This is a genomic window from Streptomyces sp. NPDC091287, from assembly GCF_044768525.1.
Lineage (GTDB): Bacteria > Actinomycetota > Actinomycetes > Streptomycetales > Streptomycetaceae > Streptomyces.
Genome location: NZ_JBIVUV010000016.1, coordinates 81,410 through 104,194, shown reverse-complemented (window position 1 = coordinate 104,194; position 22,785 = coordinate 81,410). Strand labels below are relative to the sequence as shown.

Genomic DNA, 22,785 nt, shown 5'->3' with positions numbered 1-22,785 from the left:
AGTGCGGGCCCGATCCTCGAACGCCGGACGGGCTGAAGAGTGCGGGCCCGATCCTCGAACGCCGGACGGGCTGAAGAGTGCGGGCCCGATCCTCGAACGCCGGACGGGCTGAAGAGTGCGGGCCCGATCCTCGAGCGTCGGAAGCCCTGGAGGGGGGAACCAAGGGGGCGGGGTGTCGTGTCCTGAGACGGGGAGGCGGGGGCGGCGGCGAGGGGCGGCGTTATCCTCGTGCGGGCCGCACGGGGGAGGAAGCGCACCATGGACAAGCTCGGGTCCGACGACCCGCACCGCATCGGTGCGTACCGCCTCCTCGGCCGCCTGGGCGAGGGCGGCATGGGCCAGGTCTTCCTCGCCCGCTCCGACCGCGGCCGCACCGTCGCCCTCAAGCTCGTCCGCCGCGAGCTCGCCGAGCAGCCCGAATTCCGGGCCCGCTTCCGCCAGGAGGTCCGTGCCGCGCACCGCGTCGGCGGGGCCTGGACCGCACCGGTGCTGGACTCCGACACCGAGGCCCCCGTCCCCTGGGTCGCCACCGGATACGTCGCCGGGCCCTCCCTCCAGCGCATCGTCTCGGGCCGCCCCGGCGCCCCGGTCACGGACTCGGGGGCGTACGGGCCGCTGCCGTTGCGTTCCGTACGGTTCCTCGGCTCCGGGCTCGCCCACGCGCTCCAGCACATCCATGGGGCCGGGCTCATCCACCGGGACCTGAAGCCCTCCAACGTCCTGATGACCATCGACGGCCCACGGGTCATCGACTTCGGCATCGCCCGCGCCCTGGATTCCGTGCCCGAGGGCGATCTGACCCGCACCGGGGCCCTGGTCGGCTCCCCCGGCTTCATGGCCCCCGAGCAGGTGCGCGGCGAGCGCGTGACCACCGCGTGCGACGTGTTCTGCCTCGGGTCCGTCCTCGCGTACGCCGCGTCGGGCCGGCTGCCGTTCGGTACGACGGAGAGCGGCGGGGTCCACGCCCTGATGTTCCGGATAGCCCAGGAGGACCCGGACCTGACCGGGGTTCCGGAGGGGCTGGCCGGCGTCGTCCGGGACTGCCTGGCGAAGGACCCGGCGGCCCGCCCCGGCACCGGCGAGATCCTGGCCCGCCTGGGCGAGGCGGAGGCGGACGAACCCTGGCTGCCCGCGACCCTGATCGCCCAACTCGGCCGCCATGCCGTGGGGTTGCTCGACGCGGAGGACCCGGAGGACCCGCAGCACTCGCAGCACCCGCACCCGCAGGCCGCCCCGACGAGCCCGGAGACGGCGGGTAGCCCCGCACGGCCGCCCGTCGCCCCGATACCGCCCGGGCCCCACCCGTACGCTCCGCAGCACTCGCCGTACGGCACCCCCGCCGCCCCGCAGCCCGCCCCGCAGCCGACCCCCGCCCGTACCACCGAACAGCCCTTCCCCCCGGCCTACTTCGTGCCCACCCCTCCCCCACCCGCCCGGGAGCGCCGCTCCGCCGGGGCCACCGCCGCGCTGGTCGCCGTCGCCGTGGTCGTGGCGATCGGGGCGGGCGGATCGGTGTACGCGTTCATGAACGGCACCGCCCCGGGGACGACCGCCTCCCCCGGCCCCTCGGGCTCCGCCGAAACCGGCGGCGGGCAGCAGGGCGGCGAGGGAGCCGTCCCGAAGGGCTTCCTGGGGACCTGGACCGGCTCCATACCCGGCGAACAGGGCGCTTCCTCAAGGACGTTGACCATCCGGCAGGGGAAAGTGGGCGACCAGGTCCTCGTCCTCACCGCCGAGGGGCCCCTCGCCTCCGGATCCACGTACCACTGCGAGTTCACCGCCCCCCTCTCCGACCGGCCCGCCGGGGACGGCCCGGTCCGTATCGGACCCTCCACGGTGTCCTCCGGCCGCCCGGCCTCCTCCTGCACGCCCGGGAAGCCCACCGAACTGACCCTGCTCCCGGACGGGGACCTGCGCCGGTCCACGGCCGGGACGGGCGAGAGCCTGATCTACACCAGGTCGGACTGAGAGGCTCCGGGAACCGGTGCACCGGACTGCTCCACGCCCGCCCCGGAGGACGGCGTCCGCAGCGCCCGGGTGATCAGCGCCGCGCCGCCCAGCAGCACGAGCACCACCACCATCGCGTTCCGCAGCCCCACGTGGTCGGCCAGGAAGCCCAGCGAGGGCGGGCCGACCAGGAACGCCGCGTAGCCCGCCGTCGACACCGCCGCGACCCGGGCCGAAGCGTTCCGCACGCCCTCGCCCGCCGCCGAGATCGTGACCGGGAAACCGAGCGAGGCGCCGAGGCCCCACAGCACCACGGCCGCCCCGGCGAGCAGCGCGTTGTCGGAGAAGACCACCAGGGCCACGCCGGCCGCCGCCACCAGGGCGCTGGCCCGGACCACGGCCGCCGGGCCGTAGCGCACCAGCAGGGGCCCGCCGGTGAACCGGCCCGTCGTCATCGCGACCGCGAACAGCATGAACGTCAGCGAACCGGCCGTCGCACTCGTCCCGTGGCCGTCCACCATCAGCAGCGGCAGCCAGTCGTTGGCGGAGCCCTCCGCGAAGGCCATGGCCAGCACGATGAGACCGATCAGCACCAGCCGACGGTCCCGCCAGACCGCCACCTGCGCGCGCACGCCTCCGGTCCGCGCCCCGCCACCGTTCTCCCCGTCACCGGCCGCCGCCCCCTCCTGCCCCGTGCCCGCCGGCACCGCCCGTACGGTCCACACCCCGGCCGCCGCGACGGCGGCGGCTATCGCCGCCAGGTGCCAGCCGACCGGGAACCGGACCGCCGTCAGCCCCATCCCGACCAGCGCGCCGACCACGGTCCCCAGGCTGAAGCAGCCGTGCAGCACCGGCAGGACCGGGCGGCCCAGGGTCCGTTCGACGGCCGCGCCCTCGATGTTGAACGCCACCTCCGCCAGGCCCATCCCGGCGCCGAACAGCGCCAGTCCGCAGAACACCCCGGCCGACGCCTCCAGTGCCGCGCCCCCGGCGACCACCAGCAGCCCGGCCACGAGGAGCCCCGCCCCGGCGGCGATCACCGGCCGCCCGCCGCGCCTGCGCACCAGCCCGCCGGAGACCAGCACCCCGGCCATCGACCCGATGGAGAGCCCGAACAGCACGAGGCCCATCGATCCGGTCGTCACGTCCAGGGCGTCCCGGACGGCCGGGGTGCGGGCGACCCAGGACGCCATGCTCACCCCGGTGGCGAGCATGAAGAGGAAGAGCGCCGCGCGCCAGCGGCGGGTGGTGGCGTCCATGACCGGCGGGTTCTTCATGGGGGTCGGGCCTCGACAGACAGGTGGGGAGCGTTTCCGGCGTAGAAGCGTACGCCCGGAGCGTACGCTCGTACATTCCCTTCGGCGACCCGTCGGCCGCACGGCCGCCGCTCCCCCGCGCTCTATGCTGCGAGGAGGACCCGAGCCCACCGAGGAGGCCGCGTGGCGACAGGGCGCACCGACCCCGAACGGCGGGACCGCATCATCGACGCCGTGCTGGACCTCATCGTCGACGAGGGCGTCGCGGGTGTCTCGCACCGTAAGGTCGCCGCCCGCGCGGGCGTTCCGCTCGGCTCGATGACGTACCACTTCTCCGGCATGGACGAGCTGCTGCACGAGGCGTTCACACGCTTCTCCGGCACGATCGTCGCCGTCTTCGAGGAACGCCTCGGCGCCGCGAGCACCCCCGACGAGGCGCGCGGGGCCGTCGCCGATCTCGTCCACCACCTCTCCGGCGGCAACCAGCGCGAGCTGATCCTCACCCACGAGCTCTACACCCTCGCCGCGCGCCGGCCCGCCTACCGCGAGCTCACCCGCACCTGGATGGGCCGCAGCCGCCGCGCCCTGGAATGGCACTTCGACCCGGCCACCGCCCGTCAGCTCGACGCGCTCATCGAGGGCCTGTCCATCCACCGAGCCCTGGAGACCGAGCCCCACGAGCGCGCCCTGACGGTCGAGGCGATCGCGCGGATCACGGCGCCGGACCCCGCGGGGCCCCAGGGGACGGAACGCGACTGAGGCGTCCCGGCCTTTCCCGCCCAGTGTTTGCATGGGCATGTATCTTGTTGCTTATCGCAGTCAAGAAGGGGAGCCGTCCGTGACGATCCGCCAGCAGCCGCGCGCCGCCTCCGACCAAACCATGTGGGAGGCCGTCCTCGGCCTGCACACTTTCGTGGAGCGCCAGCTCGCGCACACCCTTCAGCGCCGCTTCGGCGTCGGCCTCTCCGAGTACCGCGCTCTGGAGGCCCTCACCCGGGCCGAGAGTGGCGAATACCGCATGCAGGAGCTCGCGGACCGCGTCGGCCTGAGCCAGAGCTCCGTGACCCGCCTGGTGGGGCGGCTGGAAAGCGCAGGCTACGCCTACAAGGACCACTGCGCCGACGACAAGCGCGGCGTCTACGCCGTCATCACCGACGAGGGCCGCAAGCACTACCAGGACGCCCGCGCCACGTACGCCGAGATCCTCAGTTCGGCCCTCAACACCGCGAGCGCCGACGACCAGCTCGCCCGCGCGGTGCAGGCACTGCGCGGCGCCGCCGCCTGACACGACCGCGCCGGACGGCGGGACCCGCCACCATCGGGAACGACCGCCGGGCCGGCATCGCCCCCGTACGCCGAACGACTCCGACCGGTACGCCACAGGCGCCCGCCCACCCCGTCACGAGGGGGTGGGCGGGCGCCTGTGGCGTACCGGTCGGAGAAGTGTCAGACCTGAAGTGCGCCTGTCCGGTCGGCGATCGGCCCGGAACTGGGTGCGGCCGCCGTCTCGGGCTTCGTACGGTCGGCGAGCTTGAGCCAGATGACCCCGACGATGATGACGGCGAGCCAGATGCCCTTGGCCGGGGTGAGGGTCTCGTCGAAGAAGAGCGGGCCGAGAACCGCGGCGCCGACCGCGCCGATCCCCGCCCAGACGGCATAGCCGATGCTCACGTCGATCGTGCGGAGAGCGAGGCTCAGCGCGTAGAGCGTGAGCAGGAAGAACACCACGGCGACCAGGGACCAGGTCAGGACGGTGAAGCCTTCACTGCCGCCGACGGCGAGCGCGTACCCGATCTCGAAGACTCCGGCGAGAAGGAGGGAGAGCCAGGCGTTGGTGGAGCTCTTGGCCGTGTTGGACATGGGAGGTGAGTCCTCTCAGGGATGTCTGCGATGTCGTCGGGTGGTTGCACGGTGTGCGCGAGGCGTGCGAGGTGTGCGGGGCGTGCGAGGTCAGGAGTCGGGTGCCGAGCTCCGGCTCAGGCGGAACCGCTCAGCTGGAGGCCGACGACGCCACCGATGACGAGGAGAATGCCGATCGCCTTGTTCGCGTTCAGCCGCTGGCCGAAGAACAGCGCGCCGAGGACGGTGATGCCGACGCCCGCGACGGACGTCCACAGGGCGTAGCCGACGCCGACGTCGAACGTCAGCAGCGCCTTGCTGAGGAAGAAGGTCGCGGCGGCGCCGCTGGCCAGGGTGATGCCGGTCCACTTGCGGTTCTTGAAGCCCTCGGCCTTTCCGGCGGCGATGGCGACCAAGATCTCGAAGGCGACGGCGATGGCGAGGTGGAGCCAGTGCATGGGAGGTCCTTCCGTGCGGTGAGTTGAGCGACCTGAGCATAATTGCCTGCACATGCAAGAAAATGCTGGGCGTAAGACTGCGCCGCAGCGGCTCGGCCCAGGGCATTAATATTGCATGTGCAAGTAATCAGTGTCAAGCACGTCTCTACGAAGGGGAGTTGTCCAGCGCCGAGCCTCCCCGCCGTCGCCGGGACGGCAGACAGGGAGCCGCCCGTAAGCGGCCGGAAGCGGCGGGAAGCGGCGGGAAGCGGCGGGAAGGTGCGGGAAGTGGCGGGGAAACCCCTTGCGGGAGCGCTCCCGCACCTGAAAGATCCCGCGCATGACTTCTCCGTCGCCCGTGCTGCGCCCGTACCGCCCCGAGGACCGCGAGGCCCTCTTCGACATCTGCGTACGCACGGGGCACGAGGGCGGGGACGCCCGCCACCTCTACCCGGACCCGGGCCTGCTGCCGAACATCTTCGCCGCGCCCTACGTCGCCCTGGAGCCGGAGCTGGCCTTCGTGATCGAGGACGGCGGGCGCGCGGTCGGCTACATCCTCGGTACGGCGGACACCGCGTCCTTCGTCGACCGCTACCGCGCCCAATGGCTCCCCGGCCTCGCCGAGCGCTACCCGGCCCCCGTACGCGAACCCGCCTCCCCCGCCGAGCGGATGACCGCCCTGATGCACGACCCCGAGGCCATGATCGTGCCGGAGCTGGCCGACTATCCGGCCCACCTGCACATCGACCTGCTCCCGACGCACCAGCGGTCCGGACACGGGCGACGGCTCATGGAGGCCTTCCTCGCCGCCCTGAACGAACAGGGCGTCCAGGCCGTTCACTTGGGCATGCTCACCGTCAACACCCGGGCCCGCGCCTTCTACGACCGCGTCGGCTTCCACGAGATCGCGGTTCCGGACGCGGGGCCCGTGACATATCTCGGTCGCTCAACTCAGTAACGCGTACGCCGCGTTGAACAGAATCAGCGTGTGCACGAACCGACCCGGGCGCGTGGGCGGGTACCGCCACATCAGCGGCCAGGTGTCACCCCCGATCGCCGGTACGGGAACGTAACTGATCCGGCCCGTGGCCGCGTTGAACGTCGTCACCGCGCGCGGCCACGGCCGCCCGGCCGTGGAGCCCGCCGGGACGAGAAAGTACACCCCGCGCCGGCCGTTCGACTCGGTGACGACGGGTCCCGGTTCGCCGCCGACCAACTCCTCCATCAGGTCGGCCAGCCGCCGCCCGTCGTCGCCGTCCACGCGGATTGCGTCGAATTGCACGCCCGCCTTGCGGAGATGAAATCCGGAGTCCGGAATCCACTCGGCCCTCAGCCCACCATTAAGTGCGTTCACGAGACGATTGTGACCCCGATCACCTAGCGTTCTCCGTACCTGCCGAGGTGCGTCGTACAGCCGTTGACCTGCTCGAACTTCTCTGAAGTGGGGTGGATTTCAACGACTTCGAGTAATGACCGGTTGAGTTCGGTTGAGTCGAAATGAGATCGCGTAATGGCGAGTGCTGAGAACAAGCAGACCGCGAGCCCGATGGCCCTCATGGTGGCGGAAGTGGCCCGGACGTTGCGTATCCAGCGGGGGTGGACACAGGAACAGCTCGGCCTGGAGATCGGCTACTCGGCAGCGGCCGTGAGCGCCATGGAGACGTGCGCGCAGCCGGCGAGCGACGCGATGCTGGTGGAGCTCGAACGCGTACTCGGCAACGGGACCGGCGTGTTCGAGACCGCGCGGCGGTTCATGCGGATGGAGAAGTACCCGCGTCAGTTCCAGGACTACGCGCTGCTGGAGCAGGCGGCGGTCAGCCTCCAGCTGTTCGCGACGAACGTCATCCACGGGCTGTTCCAGACGGAGGCGTACGCGCGTGCGCTGATCGGCGGCGGCTACCCGCCGCTCTCCGACCAGCGCGTGGAGGAGCTGGTCCAGCTGCGGATGGAGCGCAAGGCCCTCTTCGACCGCGACCCGCTCCCGATGATCGAGATCATCATCGACGAGGCCGTCCTGCGCCGGGTCATCGGCAGCGAGGAGATCATGCGGGAGCAGCTGCTCCACCTCGTGGAGTGCGCACGCCGCCGCAATGTAACGCTGCTGGTGCTGCCGCTGGACGCCGGGAAGTATGGGGAGTACGCAGGAGCTCGCGGATCGATGAACCTGCTGGAGACTCCGGCGCACGAGCACCTCGTCTATCTGGAGCCGCAGGACGAGAGTCTGCTGATCAGTGACCCGGCAAAGGTGAGCACGTACGCTCAGCGCTATGCGAAGATCCGGTCACAGGCCCTGGGTCCTCGTGAATCGCTGGACCTCATCAAGCGGTTGGCAGGAGTAGCGGAATGAGCAGCACCCTCCGATGGTTCAAGTCGAGCTACAGCAGCGACAGCGGCGGTGACTGCATCGAGGTCGCCTTCGCCTGGCACAAGTCCTCCTACAGCAGCGGCAGCGGCGGCGAGTGCATCGAGGTGGCCACCTGCCCCCACGCCGTCCACGTCCGTGACTCCAAGGTCCCCGAAGGCCCCGCCTTCGCCGTCGCGCCCGACGCGTGGTCCGCGTTCCTCGGCTGGACGGGCTGACAGCCCGGCGTCACCGCTCCAGTGGTCTGCCTCCCGGTGTGCATCGCCACGCCAGGAGGCAGTCCACTCACATACGGCGTGACTCCGTCACGCGGCCAGCTTCACGGAGTTGATCGGCGTGAAGTCGTAGTCGTAGTACGTGCCGGCCGCCTGGTTGCCCCCGCAGCCGGTGCCGTTGGAGCCCGTGCACCGGTACGCCTTGGCCCCGCCGGTCTGGTTGTTGAACCAGCGCTTCATGCCGATCTGGTCGTAGATCCTGTGGGTCCCGTACGAGTAGAACGCGTGGCTCGGCCTGTCGCCGTTCCAGCTTGCGTTGGGGTACAGACAGACCGCCCCGGACGGGCAGCCGTGGATCGTGGCCGCCGCTTCCACCGCGGTGGCCGATCCGCCCAACGTGAGGACGGCGCCGGTGGCGAGTGCCGTGGCGGCCATCGCTGTCCTCTTGATGGTGCTCCGAAACTGACGCATGCGCACTTTCCCCCATCTGGTCGGTCTTGGGTCCTTCTTCGCCCCTTTAGGGGCTTCTCCAACGATGATGAAGAGGCCCGTGAAGACGGGTCCAAGGGTTTTCAGCAGACGGCAAACGGATGCGTTCATTCGGGGGACCCATGAAACTCCGTATCCATTTCACAGCAGACGACCTGACACGCATCACGGTGGCTCCCCACCCCGATCCCATGTGGGAGCTGGTCACCAGCCTGCACGCACTCCGGGCCCCGCGGGCCGCCCCCGGCCACACGCCGTGGCTGGAGCACGTCCGCGGACGGCTGGCCAGAAGCGACCTGAGAGATCCGATCCGGCTGCTCACCACGCTTGTTCCGGCCCGGGGAACATTCCCCGACTTTCTGACCCCACCCCACAAGGGCGGGATGGAGGTCGCCCGTGACCTGATTCTCGCCACGCCGACGGATCGCGTGCGCGCCGAGCTTGCCGCATGCTGCAAGCAGCGGACGCCGCCCGACCGGCTCCGGCGGCTCGCGGAAGGCGACCGTGCTGCCCGACAGGAGCTCGACGCCGCCCTTACCGTCTACTTCCGCGAACTCCTCTCCCCACAAAGGCAACTGATCGACGACGCGGTGCACAACGACCGCGCGCATCACAGCCGGGACCTGCTGGAAGGGGGCGCCGAACGGCTGCTGACCACGCTGTCGCCCTGCATCCGCTGGGAGCCGCCGACGCTGGTCGCCGACTATCCGCGCGACGGCGACCTCCACCTGCGGGGGCGGGGTATCTCGCTGATCCCGTCCTTCTTCTGCACGGGGCGCCCCATCACTCTCATCGACCCCGGCCTCCCCCCGGTGCTGGTCTACCCCGCGAGCCGTCGCCCCGACCGTGCGGACACCCTCGACGCCCTGCCCGAACTGCTGGGCCGCACCCGGGCCATGGCCTTGTGCGCTCTGGCCTCACCGTGTTCGACGGGCGAACTGGCCGTGCGGATCGGTGTGTCGATCGCGAGCGCGAGCAAGCACGCGTCGGTACTGCGCAAGGCGAGGCTCATCACCAGTACGCGCAGGGGCTGCGAAGTGGTGCACGCCCTCACCCCGCTCGGGCGTGAGGTGGCGCAGGGGCGAAGGCGCGGATCGTGGTGCGGTGAGTGACGTCCCGTTGTGGGCACGGCTGGTGCCGGGTTGCCCGTCCCCCTGAGAATGGTGCGGTTCGATACGGCAGCTCGATACGACCAGTTCGATACGGGCGACTCTGGGCGAGGAGACGACGACACCGTGGATCCGATCACGCTGGCAGGCATCACGGCCGTGGCACTGAACGAGGGCGTCAGGTTCCTTTACGACCAGGCGGGCGAGGTCCTGCGGAACTACCGCGAGCGGCGCGCGGCCACCACGGAGCTGCCCCCGGAGCTGTTCGAGTCGTCATCGGCCGAGGCCGGGGAGTCCGGGGAGTCCGGGGAATCCAGGGAACTCGTCGCCGACCTGGACACGGTCGCCCGGCTCGAATCCGAGCTGCGTGGCCTCCGCCGCGACCTGGGCGAGTACGGACAGGGCGTGGACCTCGTCGACCCGCGGGACTCCGAGGTCCTCGCGCTCGTGGACGGGCTGCGCCGCACCCTTGAGGCGGTCTACGGGGCGCCCATCGTGTTCCTCGGGGAGCCGCGGCCGGACGCGGTCCGGATCCGCGGTGGGGTGGAGGTGCAGGAGGTCCGCGGTTACGTGGCGGGGGTCCGCGGCCTGCCCGCCTCCGGCGGGGACATCACGGGCACGGTGCGTGCCGACACCGTCGAGGAGGGTGGCCGGGCGATCGGCGTCGACCTCACGGAGTGACCCCGGCCCGGTACGACGGATCGCCGGGGCCGACGGGCGTGCCGGGTCCGGTGAGCAGCCGCGCCTCCACCTCGGCCCCCGGGACGAGGACCGCGAACGCCGCGATCAGGTCCACGTGGTCGAGGTCGGCCAGCCGCGGTGAGCCCAGGATCCCCTCCAGCGCCCGGCGCGCGTCCGCGGCGTCCGGGCCGCCGCGCAGCACGGTCACGACGAGGGTCTCGGCCACGTCGCCGAGGGAGGCGCCGTGCGTCCGGGCGGCCTCGGGCCACAGCAGCCGCAGGTCCTCGTACCGGCCCAGGCGCGCCGCCGTCCCGGCCAGTTCGGTGAACGCCTGGGTCCGCTGTCCGAGGCCTTCGATCTCCCAGGCGCTGCGGACGGCGCCGGCCAGCTCGGACGTGGCCCGCCTGTCGTCGCCGGCCTCGTGGAAGGCCTCGGCCAGTCCGGCCGACGTCTGGACCCTGCGTCGCAGCGTGGCGTCGAAGTCGTCACGCTCCTGCGCCTCGCGCGGATGGTGGGCACCGACGAAAAGGAGGGAACTCCCTTTGAACAAGGCTCGGGAGAGGGCCTTGCCCCGCTCTCGGGACGCTTCCCGGACGGCTTCGGGCCAACCGAATCGGGTGGCCTGGAGCAGGCACCAGACCGCCCCCTCCTCGTCGCTGCCGTGGAGCCACACGTCCTCCGGCAGCCCCGCGAGCCGCCCGAGGATCCCGTCGACGGTGGAGCGCAGAGCCGCGCGGGCCTCCTCGAACGCCCAGTGGTCGTCGCCGGCCCGCAGGACGCGGGCCGCCAGTTCCTGATCGTACGGAGAGTCCCCGCGCGGCGGCGCACCTGAAGCGGGCGCCTGGTGGAGTGGCTGCGGCAGCAGCGCCAGCTCCGCGAACTCGCCGTGGACCGCCAGCACATGCCGTACGTCGCCCAGGTGCATCAGAACGGTGGGCTCAAAGCGTGACGTAGGCGTTCGGGCCACCGTGACGGCCTCGGCGGGCAGTCGGGCCCGCAGCAGGTTCTTCACGAGACGGTCGGCGTCGCGCCGGCGGCGCCGCTCCTGGGGCAGTGCCGTGAACCAGGCGGCGGCCTCGGCGCCGAGGGCCTCGGCGCGCTCCCGGTCGCCGCGTACGTGCGCCGCCCAGGCCAGCGCCGCCCGGGCCGGCCCGACCGCCTCGGTCCCGCGCCCTCCGCGGACCACCGTACGGGCCACCGCGTCCGCCAGACGGTCACGGCCGCCGTCGGCGAGGACCAGGGCGGCCTGGGCCCACAGGTGGTACGGGATCCGGTCGGCGGCCTCGCGGGCGGCGACGGTCAGCGCCTCGCGGCGCTCGGGCCGGATCTCGGCGCGGGCCGACCAGGCCAGGGCCCGGACGTGTTCGGAGGGGTGGTCCTCGCGCAGCCGGCCGGCCTCCTGCCGGGCCCGGTCGGTCTGCCCGGCAGAGGCCAGGGCCCGTACGACGGCCAGCCGTATCCCGACGTTGCACAGGCCGTGGAAGGCGTCGACATGCCCGGCGTGCAGGTCGTCGTCCCCGGTGTGCGAGGCCGTCACGAGGGCGTTGAGCAGTGCGGGGGCCGCCGGATCGCCGATGTGGGCCATGAAGGTGGTGTGGTGCAGCAGGACCCGGATGTCTCCGGGATCCTGGTGCACCAGGGCCGCTTCTCCCGCCGCGCGCGCCGTGGCGATACCGTCCGGGCCGAGGCGCGCCGCCTGGACGATCCGGGCCAGCAGGACGGCGCTGTCGGAGAGCCCTCCCCCGCCCGGGCCCCTCCGCTCGACGAGCCGGGGCAGGTGCGCCTCCAGTTCACCCCGGGCGGCGTGCACCAGCAGCACGGAGTCGGCGACGTCCGACCTGAACAGCAGCGATGACCAGGCATGCTTGTCGTCCCACGGCGGGAGGTGGCCGGCCGCCATCGAACTGCCCAGCCGGTCGAGCAGATCCGGGTCCCGCTCCCCGGACGCCGTGAACGCCGCGAGCGCCGCGTGGGTGAGGATTCCGGTGAACGCGCGGGCGCGGGCGATGTCTTCGCGGATCCGCAGTGCCGGTCCCGTAGCCGCCTCGGGTCCGGCCTCCTCCAGGAGGAACGCCGCGAGGTGGCCGAGGAACTCGTCGTCGGCGACGTCCAGGACGGGGGCGAACTCCTCCTTGCCGAACCGGACCGCCAACGGGGCCAGCAGCACGGCGACGGCCGGGGACCAGTCGTCGCCGGTCTCACCGAATCCACCGTGAGCGACCTCGTGCAGGGCGGCCGCGGCGTCGCCGGGCGAGCGGGCCCCCAGAGCGGCCACGATCATCAGCAGCCACAGCAGGGCGGCATCCTGCGGATAGGTGCGGGCCTTGGCGATCCCTGCCGCCGTCCCCCACCGCAGGGCGGCCCGCACCGGGGTCACGGCGTCGGCCTCCCGGCGGGCGCGCACCAGATCGAGGGCCAGAGCGGCTGCCCGGGGGTGGGTGTGGGCGGCCAGGGCGGCCTCCAGCGCGAGGCGGAGCGTGTCCAGGTGCGGCTCCCTGCCGGGCGCGTCCGCACGCTGCGCGGCGAGGTAGGCCGGGGAGCTCGCCAGAGCGTGGAGGCGGTCCCGGGACACCCTGCTCCGGGCCGGGCTGCCCGCCGCGGCCTCGACGGCGGTCATCAGGTGGTCGGGGAGGTGCCGCAGCAGGTACGGGTCGTCGCAGCCGCCCCAGTCGTCCGCCCACACGGCGAACGCGTGGTCGGCGATGCGCCGATGGCCCTCGCCCGCGTCGATGAAGGGGTCGTCCCCCGCGTGCAGGAACTCCGCGAACGACCGGTGGAAGAGCGTCCACGGTCCGCGCGGTCCGCCGGCCCGCAGGAACTGCCCGAGGACGCCGACGGCGTCGAGCACCTCCTGCTCCGTGCGGTCGAGCAGATCAGCCAGCCGTGCGGCGGTGAAGCCGTCCTCCCGGGCGGCGGTGAAGCCGTCCTCCCGGGCGGCGGCCAGCAGCGCGAGGACCGGACGGAAGACGGTACGCCAGCGTTCCTCGGCTTCCATGCTGCCGGCCGGACGGACCTCCCGGACCATGAACTGGCGGTAGACGCCATGGAGTTCGCGCGGGAGCGCCCCCGTGCCGCCCGACCCAAGCTCCTGCCCGATGTCGGCCGGCGGCTCCTCCGTGAGGTGGCGCACGTAGAGGTAGTTGCCCGCGCCGAAGTCGGCCAGCTTCCGGGCCAGGGCCTCCTGCTCCGGCCCGGCGAGCCCCGTGCCCCGTAACCGCACGCGGGCGTACGCCAGGAGGTCGGCGGTGGGATCCGGGGCATCGTCCACCAGGTCGAGCACGACGGCGTCGGGCAGGGTCCGAACGGCGGCGGTGACCCGGGTGTCGTGCCGCGAGGTGAGCACGAAGCGCAGCGGGATCCGGTCCGTGCCGTCGAGGACGAGCTCGGCGATCGTCCGGCGGCCCCGGTAGGTGAGCGATTCGTCCAGCGCGTCGACGACGGCCACCGGCCGGTCCGTCGGGGCGAGAAGTTCGAGCGGCCGGCACACCAGTTGCTCGAAGGCCTCGTCGGCGGTGGTTCGGGAGAAGGTGACTCGCATCCCGATCACGCTCGCGCCCGGATGGACCGTACCGGCGCTGGCGGTGCCTTTGATGATGCGCAGCTCCCCGGCACTCCCCGAACGCTCCTGCGCCACCCTGGCCAGGGCGTCGGCGAACCCCGGTACCGTCACGCTGAACTGCTCGGCGAGCGACTCGGCGAAGCGCACCGGATCGCAACTGCTGCGGCTGGCCGCGCGGCACCGGTACACCGCCGCGCCCGCGACCGGCGTGTCGCCCCAAAGATGTTGTACGGCAGCGGACTTGCCGGTTCCGGGTGCTCCGGTGAGGAACAGATGGCCGGACTCGGTCGCGGTCCAACGCCGTACGGCGTCGGAGAGCCAGCCACGCCCGACGAACGCGGCGACACCATCGCGCGACGACGGATCGGCAGCCATGCCCGAAGGGTACGCGGGGAGTGTCCGGCGTGTCCGGCGCGTCCGACGGATCAGCGCCGGGCGGCACAGCCCTCAGGCCGCCGCGGCCAGGTCCCGGGCCCTCAGCGCCAGCCACAGGTCGTAGCGGGCGCTCGGGGGCCGGAGCAGCGAGCGCTGGAGGACCGTTTCGAGGCGGGTCAGGCGTTTGCGGGCGCCGGGCACGCTGATGCCCAGCTCGGCGGCGGCCGGCCCCAGGCGGCCCTCGCAGCGCAGCCAGGTGCGCAGGGTCTCCTCGGCCCCGAGGACGGGGGCCAGTTGCTGGTCCGCCCAGTGCAGTACGGCGGGGCAGAGCAGGACCTCGTCGAGAGCCCGCTCCGCCTCTCGCGCACCGGATCCGGTGGGGGCGTACGGGGCGGGCTCGGGGGTGCACGCCGGGGCGGGGGTGGCGCGGACGCGCAGCGCCAGGTCGAGGGCGGCCTGGTCGGCCAGCCGGTGCAGGTCGAGGCCGAGCAGCTCGCCGATGAGCCGCAGCCGGGCGGCCAGGGTGTTGCGGTGGACCTTGAGGTGGTCGGTCGCGTGCGACGAGAACGCCAGCCAGGAGCCGGCCGTGGCCGCCAGCTCCTGGGCTCCGGGGTCCTGCGCGCGGCGCGGCAGATGGGTCAGCAGCGGGGCCAGCAGGTCGTGCGCCCACTGCCGCCCGGCCGGTCCGACGACGAACGCGGGATCCGGCGAGATCCCGAACCGGGCGTGCCGGGAAGGCAGTTCGCGGGCGACGGCCAGGGCGTGGAAGGCCTGGCGGTAACCGGTCGCGGTGTCGGCAAGCGGCACGGGTTCGCTGACGCCCACGACGCAGTCGCCGACCTGGGCGGCGACGGCCTCGTCGGTCGGGGCGGCCCCCTCCGCCGGCTCCTCCGCGGGCATCACCAGGATGAGGTGGCGGGCGTAGACGGGGCACCGCACGATCCAGGACCGGGCGCCGTCCGCGTCCACGCAGACCCGGGCCACCTCGTCGCGGCCGTCGCCCGAGCACTCCACGACACACACCCGTACCGGATCGGGCAGCCGCGGGCGCAGCGCTCCGGCGACCTGCCGGGCGGTGGAGAGCTGGCCCGTCATCAGCAGGTGCAGCACCGCCTCCCGGCCCCGGGACTCGGCGAGGTCGACCCGGCGGCGCTTGCGCTCCAGGGTCTCGGCCTGCCGGCACACGGACAGCGGCAGGACCACGTCGGCCAGCAGCGTGGCGAGCCCGGCGGCCACGGGCCGGGGGGTGACGACGGCGAGCACGGGGGCCGCGCGGTCGTCGGCGCTCAGGGGGAACAGCAGGGCGGTGTGCGCGCCGGTGTCGAGGGAGTACGCCTGGGCCCCGCGCTCCGTGAGGGCGCTCGCGCCCTCGGCGACGAGCCCCGCGATGTCGGGGACCACCGCCCGTGCCGTACGGGCCGCCGCGTGCAGCACCGTCCCGTCCGGGCCGACGAGCCCGGCCCAGCCGCCGGCCCGCCCGGCCAGCCAGCGCAGCAGCTCGGCGGTTCCGCCGGTGCGGGCCAGCCGGTGCATCAGCAGAAGGTCGTCCGCACGCTCCCGTGCTCGCACCTGTTTCCCCGTTCCCGCCCTGGACACGGCCGTAGCGCCGGTGGACCGCCCCGCACGACTGACTGTGCGGACCGATACCCCCGCGGCCGCCCCACTGGGCGCATTGAATCTCCCGTCTCCCTACCCTGCGTTCTATCGTCCGAACGTGTTCCAGCCCGTCGGGGGGCGGCTCCGGAAAACAGGGGGACGCGGGGGCGCGGGGATACGGGGACACGGGGACACGGGGACACGGGGGCACGGGGATACGGGGGCACGGGGGAAAGCGGCGGCAGCGGCTCACGGGGGTGGTCGCTGTCGTCGGCTCCCGCCCCGCGTCGATTGTCAGTGGTGCCTCTTATCGTCGTCGTCATGGGAGCCGGTCTCCGGCTCCGGCTTTCGACGTGCCAGGAAAGGCCCCCATGGAGTTCCGTATCGAACGCAGTGCCCTGACCGACGCCGTGTCCTGGGCGGCCCGTGTCCTGCCCGTGCGCTCGCCCGTCCCCGTGCTGGGCGGGCTGCTGCTGGACACGGAGAGCGGGGGCCGGGGCGAGGGCGGGCCGCTGAGGATCTCCGGGCTCGACTACGAGGCGTCCGCGCGCATCGACGTGGACGCCGAGGTCGTGCGGCCCGGGAAGGTGCTCGTCATGGGGCGGCGGCTGCTGGACATCTGCAAGGTGCTGCCCGAGGGGCCCGTGGAGTGCTCTGTGGAGGGCTCGCGGTTCACGGTGTCGGGCGACGGGGCCCGGTTCGGCCTCTCCGTGCTGCCGCTGGACGACTACCCCGCTCTGCCCCCGCTCCCGCAGGTCCGGGGCGCGGTGGACGCGGGGCTGTTCGCGGCGGCCGTGGCCGATGTGGCGGTGGCCGCGGGGCGCGACGACACGCTGCCCGCGCTCACCGGAATCCGGCTGGGGCTCGACGGCGACACGATGACGCTCGCCGCGACCGACCGGTACCGCTTCGCCGTACGGACCCTCCCGTGGAAGGCGACCACGCCCGGCGAGGCCGCCGACGTCATCGTCTCCGCCCGCCGCCTCACCGAGATCGCCCGCTCGCTGGGCCGGTCCGGGCTCGTGAGCGTCGCTCTGGACGCCGGTTCGGCGGGCTTCGAGCACTCCGGGATGCGGACCACGGTGCGGCTGCTGGAAGGCCGACTGCCGCGCCACGAGAAGCTGTTCGCGATGACGGACCCGTCGGTCGCGGTAGTGGACCGGGCCCGGCTGACGGAGGCCGTCAAGCGGGTCTCCGTCGTCGCCGACGGGGACAGCCCGGTGCAGATGACCTTCTCCCGCGCCGACGCGTCCGTAACTCTCCGCGCGGGTTACGAGGACGACGTGGCGTCCCAGCGGCTGCCGGCCGCCCTGGAGGGGGCCGAGGAGCTGACCGTGGCCTTCAACCCCGGCTATCTGGCGGACGCCCTGACGTCCTTCACGGACCCGTCCCTGCGGCTCCTGCTGCTGGGGGCCGGACAGCGCGCGATGATCACGGACGAGGCGGGCACGGACGTCCACCGGCACCTGCTGATGTCGGTGAAGCCGCAGTTGGGGTGACGGGCATCGGACACCGAAGCGGGGGCGCGCCCGGCGTGAGCCGGACACACCCCCGTTCGGGTGGGGTCCTCGGGGATCCTCAACGGCCCTCACGGGCAGCTGAGTCGGGGTACGGAATCAGCAGCTCAGGTTCGGGCCGGTGGTGGTGCCGAGGATCTGGGTGAACTGCGTGAACTTGTTGATGCGGCTCTGGACCTGCGCCGGGTTCCCGCCGTTGCACTCCAGAGCGCCGTTGATCGAGCGGATCGTCTCGCCGAAGCCGGCGTTGTTGACGATGGCGTTGTGCGGGGTCATGGTGCCGGGGCCGTTCTGGGTGTTCCAGTACCAGAGGCCGGTCTTCCACGCCACGGCGGCGTCCTGCTCCACCAGGTACGGGTTGGCGAGCAGGTTGATGCCCAGGGCGTCACCGGCGGCCTTGTAGTTGAAGTTCCAGCTCAGCTGGATCGGGCCGCGGCCGTAGTAGGCGGCCTGGCCGGCCGGGCAGCCGTACGACTGCGTGGTGTCGCAGTAGTGCGGGTAGTTCGCCTCGTTGACTTCCTTGATGTAGAACAGCCCGCCGGTCTCGTGGCTGACGTTGGCGAGGAAGGCCGCGGCCTCGCGCTTCTTCACTTCGTCGCTGCCGGTGTTGGCGAAGGCCGGGTAGGCGCTCAGGGCGTCGGTGAGGCCCTTGTACGTGTAGAAGGCGTTCCGGTTCGGGAACATCTGGTTGAACTGCGCCTCGCTGACGACGAAGCCGTTGTTCTCGCCCGGGTTCTCGCCGCCGGTGCCACAGGCGCCCTTGTCGGCCCAGACGTCCGACGTGCCCGGACGCTCGTTCTGGGTCCACCACTTCGCGGTGTAGTTGCGGCCGTTGTACGAGACCGCGCCACCGTTCGTGTAGACGGAGGAGGAGCTCCAGGCCGTGGCGCAGGTGGCTGCCTGCGCGGTGGTGGCGGGAAGAACGATGAGCGCCGCGACGATCGCGGCGAGCGCGACCAGCAGACTCATGACACGTCGGATCACGTGATCACACTCCTTGGACGCGGCGCGACGTCCGGCCTGCGCCGCAGTGGGGGTGCCGACACTCAAGCGAGGATGGTCTGGACCTGTCAAGGTCTAGACCATCCTCGAAGAAGGTGGTGGTCCCACCGGTTTCGGCCGCCGCCGCGCGGGGCGATCGCGTCAAGAGGGCCCTCAACAGCGCCTATTCCGGAGGGAGTCCATCCGGATCACCCGCGAACAGGAAGGGAACCGAAGGTAAAATCTTCCGGCCCGCCCAGCATGCGGACGGTTCCGGATGCCCCGTGGACACCCCGGAACCGGCGCGCTCAGCAGGTGAGTCCGGCTCCCGGGGCCACCCCGACGATGCCGGTGATGCGCTCGTACCGCTCCACCCGCGCGGTCACCGACCCCGGGTTGCCGCCGTCGCACTCCAGGGCCCCGTTGAGCGAACGGATCGTCTCGCCGAATCCGGCGCCGCCGACCATCGCGTCGTGGGACGTCATGGTGCCGGGGCCGTTCTGGGTGTTCCAGTACCAGAGGGCGGTGGCCCAGGCGACGGACGGATCCCGCTCGACCAGCCAGGGATCGTTCAGCAGGTCGAGCCCGAGGGCGTCCCCGGCGGCCTTGTAGTTGAAGTTCCAGCTGAACATGATCGGGCCGCGCCCGTAGTACGCCTCGCGCCCCGCCGGGCAGCCGAAGGGCTGGGTGTCGTCGCACTTGCGCCAGTAGTTGGCCTCGTTGATCTCCTTGACGTACTTCAGCCCCACCGACTCGAAGTCCGCGTGCGTCAGGAACGCCGCCGCCTCCCGGGCCCGCGTCTGCGGCGTACCGACGTTGGCGAAGCGGGGGTAGGCGTGCAGCGCGTCGATCAGACCCTGGTACGTGTAGAAGGGGTCGCGGTCCGGGAAGATCTCGTCGAACCGCTGCTCGCTGATGACGAAGTCGGAGACCCCTCCCGTACAGGCGCCCCGGTCCGACCAGGCGGATCCGGCGCCCGGATTCTCGCCCCGCGTCCACCACTTGGCGCTCCAGTTGCGCCCGTGGTGGGAGACGGTGTCCCCGGCGCGGTAGTCGGCCGAGGCGCTGTGGAGCGGCGCGCAGGGCCCCTCGGCGGGTGCGGCGGCCGACGCGGCGGGGGCCGCCGTCACGAGAGCGGCGGCGAGGGTGACCAGGGCCGCCGGGACGGTCAGGAACCTCTTGGCACGAGCGATGTGATCGATGCGGTTCAGGGCTGCTCACTCCTTCGGCGCGGCACACCGAGCACCCCGGCAGGCCGACATGACGGGCCACCACCCAAGCCCGCCTGGTCTGGACCTGTCAAGGTCTAGACCAGCCACGGCGAAGCCGCGCCCGGATCCCGCCGGAACCCCGCCCGGCTCCATCCGGGGCTGGATACCCACCCCGGGTATATGGCCGGTCAAACCATTGCGGCGAGTGACGCCCCCTCCATAGCGTCATCGGGTGATAACCGCGCACCCCCGCCGACAGGCCGCACTCGTCGTTCTCTGCTTCGTCCAGTTCATGCTGGTGCTGGACGACACCGTCGTGAACGTCGCCCTCCCCAGCATCAGGAGCGACCTCGGCTTCAGCACCACGGACCTGACCTGGGTCGCCAACGCGTACTTCCTCGCCTTCGGCGGACTGCTGCTGCTCTTCGGCCGCCTCGGCGACCTGATCGGCCGCCGCCGGGTCTTCCTCTGGGGCGTGACCCTGTTCGGCGTCGCGAGCCTGCTCTGCGGACTCGCCCAGGAGCCCTGGCAGCTCGTGGCCGGACGGTTCGCCCAGGGGGCGGGCGCGGCCATGGCCAGCCCGGCGGCCCTGGCACTGATCACCCTGCTCTTCCCCGGCCGCAAGGAGCGCGCCAAGGCGCTCAGCATCTGGGGCGCCATCGCCGGTCTGGGCGGCACCACCGGCGTGGTGATCTCCGGGGCGCTCACCGGGCTGGCGTCCTGGCGCTGGATCTTCCTGATCAATCTGCCGGTCGCCGTCCTCGCCCTGGTGCTCCTGCCGCGCCTGGTCGGCGAGAGCCGCACCGACCGCCCCACCCGGCTGGACGTCCCCGGCGCGCTGCTGGGCACCGGCGCCGTCGTCTCCCTGGTCTACGCCCTGCTCCAGACCGAGCAGGCGGGCTGGAGCGACCTGCCGGTCCTGGCACCGCTGCTGCTCGGCATCGCCCTGGGGGCCCTCTTCCTCGTGGTCGAGGCACGCACGGCGGATCCGCTCATCCCGCTGTCCTTCCTCGCCGTCAGGATCCGCGTGGTCTCCAACGCCGCGGGCCTGCTCTTCGCCGCCGCCTTCTTCTCCCTGTCCTTCCTGCTGATGCTGCACTTGCAGACGGTGCTGGGATACGGCCCGCTCAAGGCCGGCTTCGGCTTTCTGCCCTACGGCGCGGGCATCCTCACCGGCGTCTGGTGCTCCTCCCGCCTGGCGGTCGGGCTCGGGCTGCGGTGGGCCCTGGTGCTGGCGTTCCTGATCAGCGCGGGCGGACTCCTGCTGCTCTCCGGGGTGTCGCCGAACGACAGCTACGCGACCGGTGTGCTGCCCGGCATGCTGGTGGTGAGCTTCGGCTCCGGCCTCGGCTTCCCCGCCCTCGCCATCGCCGGGGTCTCCGGCACCGACGAGGAGAACGCCGGCCTCGGCTCGGCGATCCTCAGCTCGGTGCAGCAGATCGGCGGCGCCGTGGGGCTGGCCGTCCTGGTCTCCGTGGCCACCCGGCGCAGCGAGGAGCTGACCGGTTCCGTCGGCCCGTCGCGCGCGGCGACGGAAGGGTTCTCCCTGACGCTCACCATCGCCGCCGGGCTGCTCGTTCTCGGCGCCGCGCTCATCGCCGTACTGCTCGCCAAGGACAGCGCGGCACAGCCGGAATCCGCCGCGCGGGAGCCGTCACCGAAACCGGTGTAGCGCTGGAGCGGGAGGGCGTGAACGCGCGCGGCGGCGGACAGCGGGTCATCCCCGTCGTCCGCCGCCGCCGCGGTGTCGCTCGCCCGTTCCCTACAGGAACGAGTTGATCTCGATGGTCTCGGTCCGGCCGGGGCCGACGCCGATCGCGGAGATCGGAGCGCCCGACATCTCCTCCAGGGCCTTCACGTACGCCTGCGCGTTCTTCGGCAGGTCGTCGAAGGTCTTGGCCTTGGTGATGTCCTCGGACCAGCCCGGCAGGTTCTCGTAGATCGGCTTCGCGTGGTGGAAGTCGGTCTGGTTGTACGGGAGTTCCTCGACGCGCTTGCCGTCGATCTCGTACGCCACGCAGACCGGGATCTGCTCCCAGCCGGTGAGGACGTCCAGCTTGGTGAGGAAGAAGTCGGTCAGGCCGTTGACCCGGGTCGCGTACCGCGCGATCGGGGCGTCGAACCAACCGCAGCGGCGGTCACGGCCGGTGGTGACACCGCGCTCGCCGCCGATGCGCCGCAGCGCCTCGCCGTCCTCGTCGTGCAGCTCCGTCGGGAACGGACCGGCCCCGACCCGCGTCGTATAGGCCTTGAGGATGCCGATGACCCGGCTGATCTTCGTCGGGCCCACGCCGGCGCCGGTGCAGGCGCCGCCCGCGGTCGGGTTCGACGAGGTGACGAAGGGATACGTGCCGTGGTCGACGTCGAGCAGGGTGCCCTGGCCGCCCTCGAAGAGGACGACCTTGCCCTCGTCGATGGCATCGTTCAGGATCAGGGTCGTGTCGGCGACGAACGGCTTGATCTGCTCCGCGTACTGGAGCATGTCCTCGACGACCTTGCCGGCCTCGATGGCCCGGCGGTTGAAGACCTTGGCCAGGAGCTGGTTCTTCTGCTCCAGGGCCGCCTCCACCTTCTGCACCAGGATCGACTCGTCGTAGAGGTCCTGGACGCGGATCCCCACCCGGTTGATCTTGTCGGCGTACGTCGGACCGATACCCCGGCCCGTCGTGCCGATCTTGCGCTTCCCCAGGAAGCGCTCGGTCACCTTGTCGAGCGTGACGTTGTACGGAGTGATCAAATGAGCGTTGCCGCTGATCAGAAGCTTGGACGTGTCGACGCCTCGCTCGTTCAGACCGCTCAGCTCGGAGAGCAGGACCGCCGGGTCGACCACGACACCGTTCCCGATGACCGGGGTACACCCCGGCGACAGGATTCCGGAGGGGAGGAGATGCAGTGCGTACTTCTGGTCGCCCACGACGACCGTGTGACCGGCGTTGTTACCGCCTTGGTATCGCACGACATAGTCCACGGATCCACCGAGGAGGTCGGTGGCCTTCCCCTTGCCCTCGTCACCCCACTGAGCACCGAGCAGCACAAGTGCGGGCACAGGCGTACACCCCTTCCGGGCGGGGCATGTCCAAGGTCAGGGGGCGTACGTAAAGGTCGTACCTGCCGTACGACGATGTACGACAAAGCCTGAGCCGTCGAACCGGGTGCCCCGGAATAGACGAAGCCCCTGGCGCAATAGCGCAAGGGGCTCTTGCACCAAGAT

Annotated in this window: 20 protein-coding genes; 10 read left to right on the top strand and 10 right to left on the bottom strand. The window is 72.0% G+C overall.

Translation table 11 applies throughout. From position 1 onward, the window contains the following. The first annotated feature begins 258 nt into the window (after positions 1–258). Complete coding sequence (locus tag ACIQRW_RS26235) at positions 259–1,968, top strand: serine/threonine-protein kinase (protein ID WP_403764564.1); 1,710 nt, start codon at positions 259–261, stop codon at positions 1,966–1,968. Here the strand turns inward: ACIQRW_RS26235 and ACIQRW_RS26230 are convergent. Then, positions 1,950–3,224, bottom strand: a complete 1,275-nt coding sequence (locus ACIQRW_RS26230; protein WP_403764562.1) for an MFS transporter — start codon at positions 3,222–3,224, stop codon at positions 1,950–1,952. The two genes, ACIQRW_RS26235 and ACIQRW_RS26230, sit on opposite strands and share 19 nt — an antisense overlap. 162 nt (positions 3,225–3,386) lie before the next feature. Between ACIQRW_RS26230 and ACIQRW_RS26225 the strand changes: the two genes are divergently transcribed. Next, positions 3,387–3,962, top strand: a complete 576-nt coding sequence (locus ACIQRW_RS26225) for a TetR/AcrR family transcriptional regulator (protein WP_403764560.1) — start codon at positions 3,387–3,389, stop codon at positions 3,960–3,962. Positions 3,963–4,041: 79 nt separating this feature from the next. Continuing rightward, entirely contained in the window at positions 4,042–4,488 is a 447-nt protein-coding gene (locus ACIQRW_RS26220; RefSeq protein ID WP_403764558.1) for a MarR family winged helix-turn-helix transcriptional regulator, read from the top strand. A gap of 161 nt (positions 4,489–4,649) precedes the next feature. Here ACIQRW_RS26220 and ACIQRW_RS26215 read toward each other — a convergent pair whose 3' ends face one another. Together ACIQRW_RS26215 and ACIQRW_RS26210 are read right to left on the bottom strand one after the other, a co-directional pair. Continuing rightward, a complete protein-coding gene (locus tag ACIQRW_RS26215; protein ID WP_403764556.1) occupies positions 4,650–5,063 on the bottom strand; it encodes a DMT family transporter in 414 nt (137 codons plus the stop codon). A 116-nt stretch (positions 5,064–5,179) separates the two neighbouring features. Next, positions 5,180–5,500, bottom strand: a complete 321-nt coding sequence (locus ACIQRW_RS26210) for a multidrug efflux SMR transporter (protein ID WP_274031743.1) — start codon at positions 5,498–5,500, stop codon at positions 5,180–5,182. Between the two features lie 319 nt (positions 5,501–5,819). Here ACIQRW_RS26210 and ACIQRW_RS26205 point away from each other — a divergent pair, with 319 nt between their 5' ends. Next, positions 5,820–6,437, top strand: a complete 618-nt coding sequence (locus ACIQRW_RS26205) for a GNAT family N-acetyltransferase (protein WP_403764554.1) — start codon at positions 5,820–5,822, stop codon at positions 6,435–6,437. On the opposite strand, the gene ACIQRW_RS26200 is transcribed toward ACIQRW_RS26205, so the two are convergent. Then, a complete protein-coding gene (locus ACIQRW_RS26200) occupies positions 6,426–6,833 on the bottom strand; it encodes a hypothetical protein (RefSeq protein WP_403764552.1) in 408 nt (135 codons plus the stop codon). The genes ACIQRW_RS26205 and ACIQRW_RS26200 overlap by 12 nt on opposite strands. A gap of 156 nt (positions 6,834–6,989) precedes the next feature. Here ACIQRW_RS26200 and ACIQRW_RS26195 point away from each other — a divergent pair, with 156 nt between their 5' ends. Continuing rightward, entirely contained in the window at positions 6,990–7,826 is an 837-nt protein-coding gene (locus ACIQRW_RS26195; protein WP_403764550.1) for a Scr1 family TA system antitoxin-like transcriptional regulator, read from the top strand. Further along, a complete protein-coding gene (locus ACIQRW_RS26190) occupies positions 7,823–8,059 on the top strand; it encodes a DUF397 domain-containing protein (protein WP_403764548.1) in 237 nt (78 codons plus the stop codon). The genes ACIQRW_RS26195 and ACIQRW_RS26190 overlap by 4 nt, the downstream gene beginning before the upstream one ends. Before the next feature lie 87 nt (positions 8,060–8,146). On the opposite strand, the gene ACIQRW_RS26185 is transcribed toward ACIQRW_RS26190, so the two are convergent. Continuing rightward, positions 8,147–8,527 (bottom strand): hypothetical protein, encoded by a 381-nt coding sequence (locus ACIQRW_RS26185; RefSeq protein ID WP_403764546.1) that lies wholly within the window; start codon positions 8,525–8,527, stop codon positions 8,147–8,149. A 140-nt stretch (positions 8,528–8,667) separates the two neighbouring features. On the opposite strand from ACIQRW_RS26185, the gene ACIQRW_RS26180 reads away from it, so the two are divergent. Next, positions 8,668–9,657, top strand: a complete 990-nt coding sequence (locus ACIQRW_RS26180; RefSeq protein ID WP_403764544.1) for a transcriptional regulator — start codon at positions 8,668–8,670, stop codon at positions 9,655–9,657. Between the two features lie 123 nt (positions 9,658–9,780). Further along, positions 9,781–10,335, top strand: coding sequence for a hypothetical protein (locus tag ACIQRW_RS26175; RefSeq protein WP_403764542.1), 555 nt, complete (start codon positions 9,781–9,783; stop codon positions 10,333–10,335). On the opposite strand, the gene ACIQRW_RS26170 is transcribed toward ACIQRW_RS26175, so the two are convergent. Together ACIQRW_RS26170 and ACIQRW_RS26165 are read right to left on the bottom strand one after the other, a co-directional pair. Next, positions 10,325–14,269, bottom strand: a complete 3,945-nt coding sequence (locus tag ACIQRW_RS26170; RefSeq protein ID WP_403764540.1) for a hypothetical protein — start codon at positions 14,267–14,269, stop codon at positions 10,325–10,327. The genes ACIQRW_RS26175 and ACIQRW_RS26170 overlap by 11 nt on opposite strands. A gap of 72 nt (positions 14,270–14,341) precedes the next feature. Next, positions 14,342–15,802, bottom strand: coding sequence for a helix-turn-helix domain-containing protein (locus ACIQRW_RS26165; RefSeq protein ID WP_403764770.1), 1,461 nt, complete (start codon positions 15,800–15,802; stop codon positions 14,342–14,344). 434 nt (positions 15,803–16,236) lie between these two features. Here ACIQRW_RS26165 and dnaN point away from each other — a divergent pair, with 434 nt between their 5' ends. Continuing rightward, positions 16,237–17,364, top strand: coding sequence for a DNA polymerase III subunit beta (gene dnaN, locus ACIQRW_RS26160; RefSeq protein WP_403764538.1), 1,128 nt, complete (start codon positions 16,237–16,239; stop codon positions 17,362–17,364). 117 nt (positions 17,365–17,481) lie between these two features. Here dnaN and ACIQRW_RS26155 read toward each other — a convergent pair whose 3' ends face one another. Then, entirely contained in the window at positions 17,482–18,366 is an 885-nt protein-coding gene (locus tag ACIQRW_RS26155) for a glycoside hydrolase family 19 protein (protein ID WP_403764536.1), read from the bottom strand. Between the two features lie 305 nt (positions 18,367–18,671). After that, a complete protein-coding gene (locus tag ACIQRW_RS26150) occupies positions 18,672–19,556 on the bottom strand; it encodes a glycoside hydrolase family 19 protein (RefSeq protein ID WP_403764768.1) in 885 nt (294 codons plus the stop codon). Positions 19,557–19,806: 250 nt separating this feature from the next. Here ACIQRW_RS26150 and ACIQRW_RS26145 point away from each other — a divergent pair, with 250 nt between their 5' ends. Beyond that, a complete protein-coding gene (locus ACIQRW_RS26145) occupies positions 19,807–21,246 on the top strand; it encodes an MFS transporter (RefSeq protein WP_403764534.1) in 1,440 nt (479 codons plus the stop codon). Between the two features lie 90 nt (positions 21,247–21,336). Here ACIQRW_RS26145 and ACIQRW_RS26140 read toward each other — a convergent pair whose 3' ends face one another. Further along, entirely contained in the window at positions 21,337–22,620 is a 1,284-nt protein-coding gene (locus tag ACIQRW_RS26140; RefSeq protein ID WP_398612543.1) for an adenylosuccinate synthase, read from the bottom strand. Positions 22,621–22,785 lie beyond the last annotated feature (165 nt).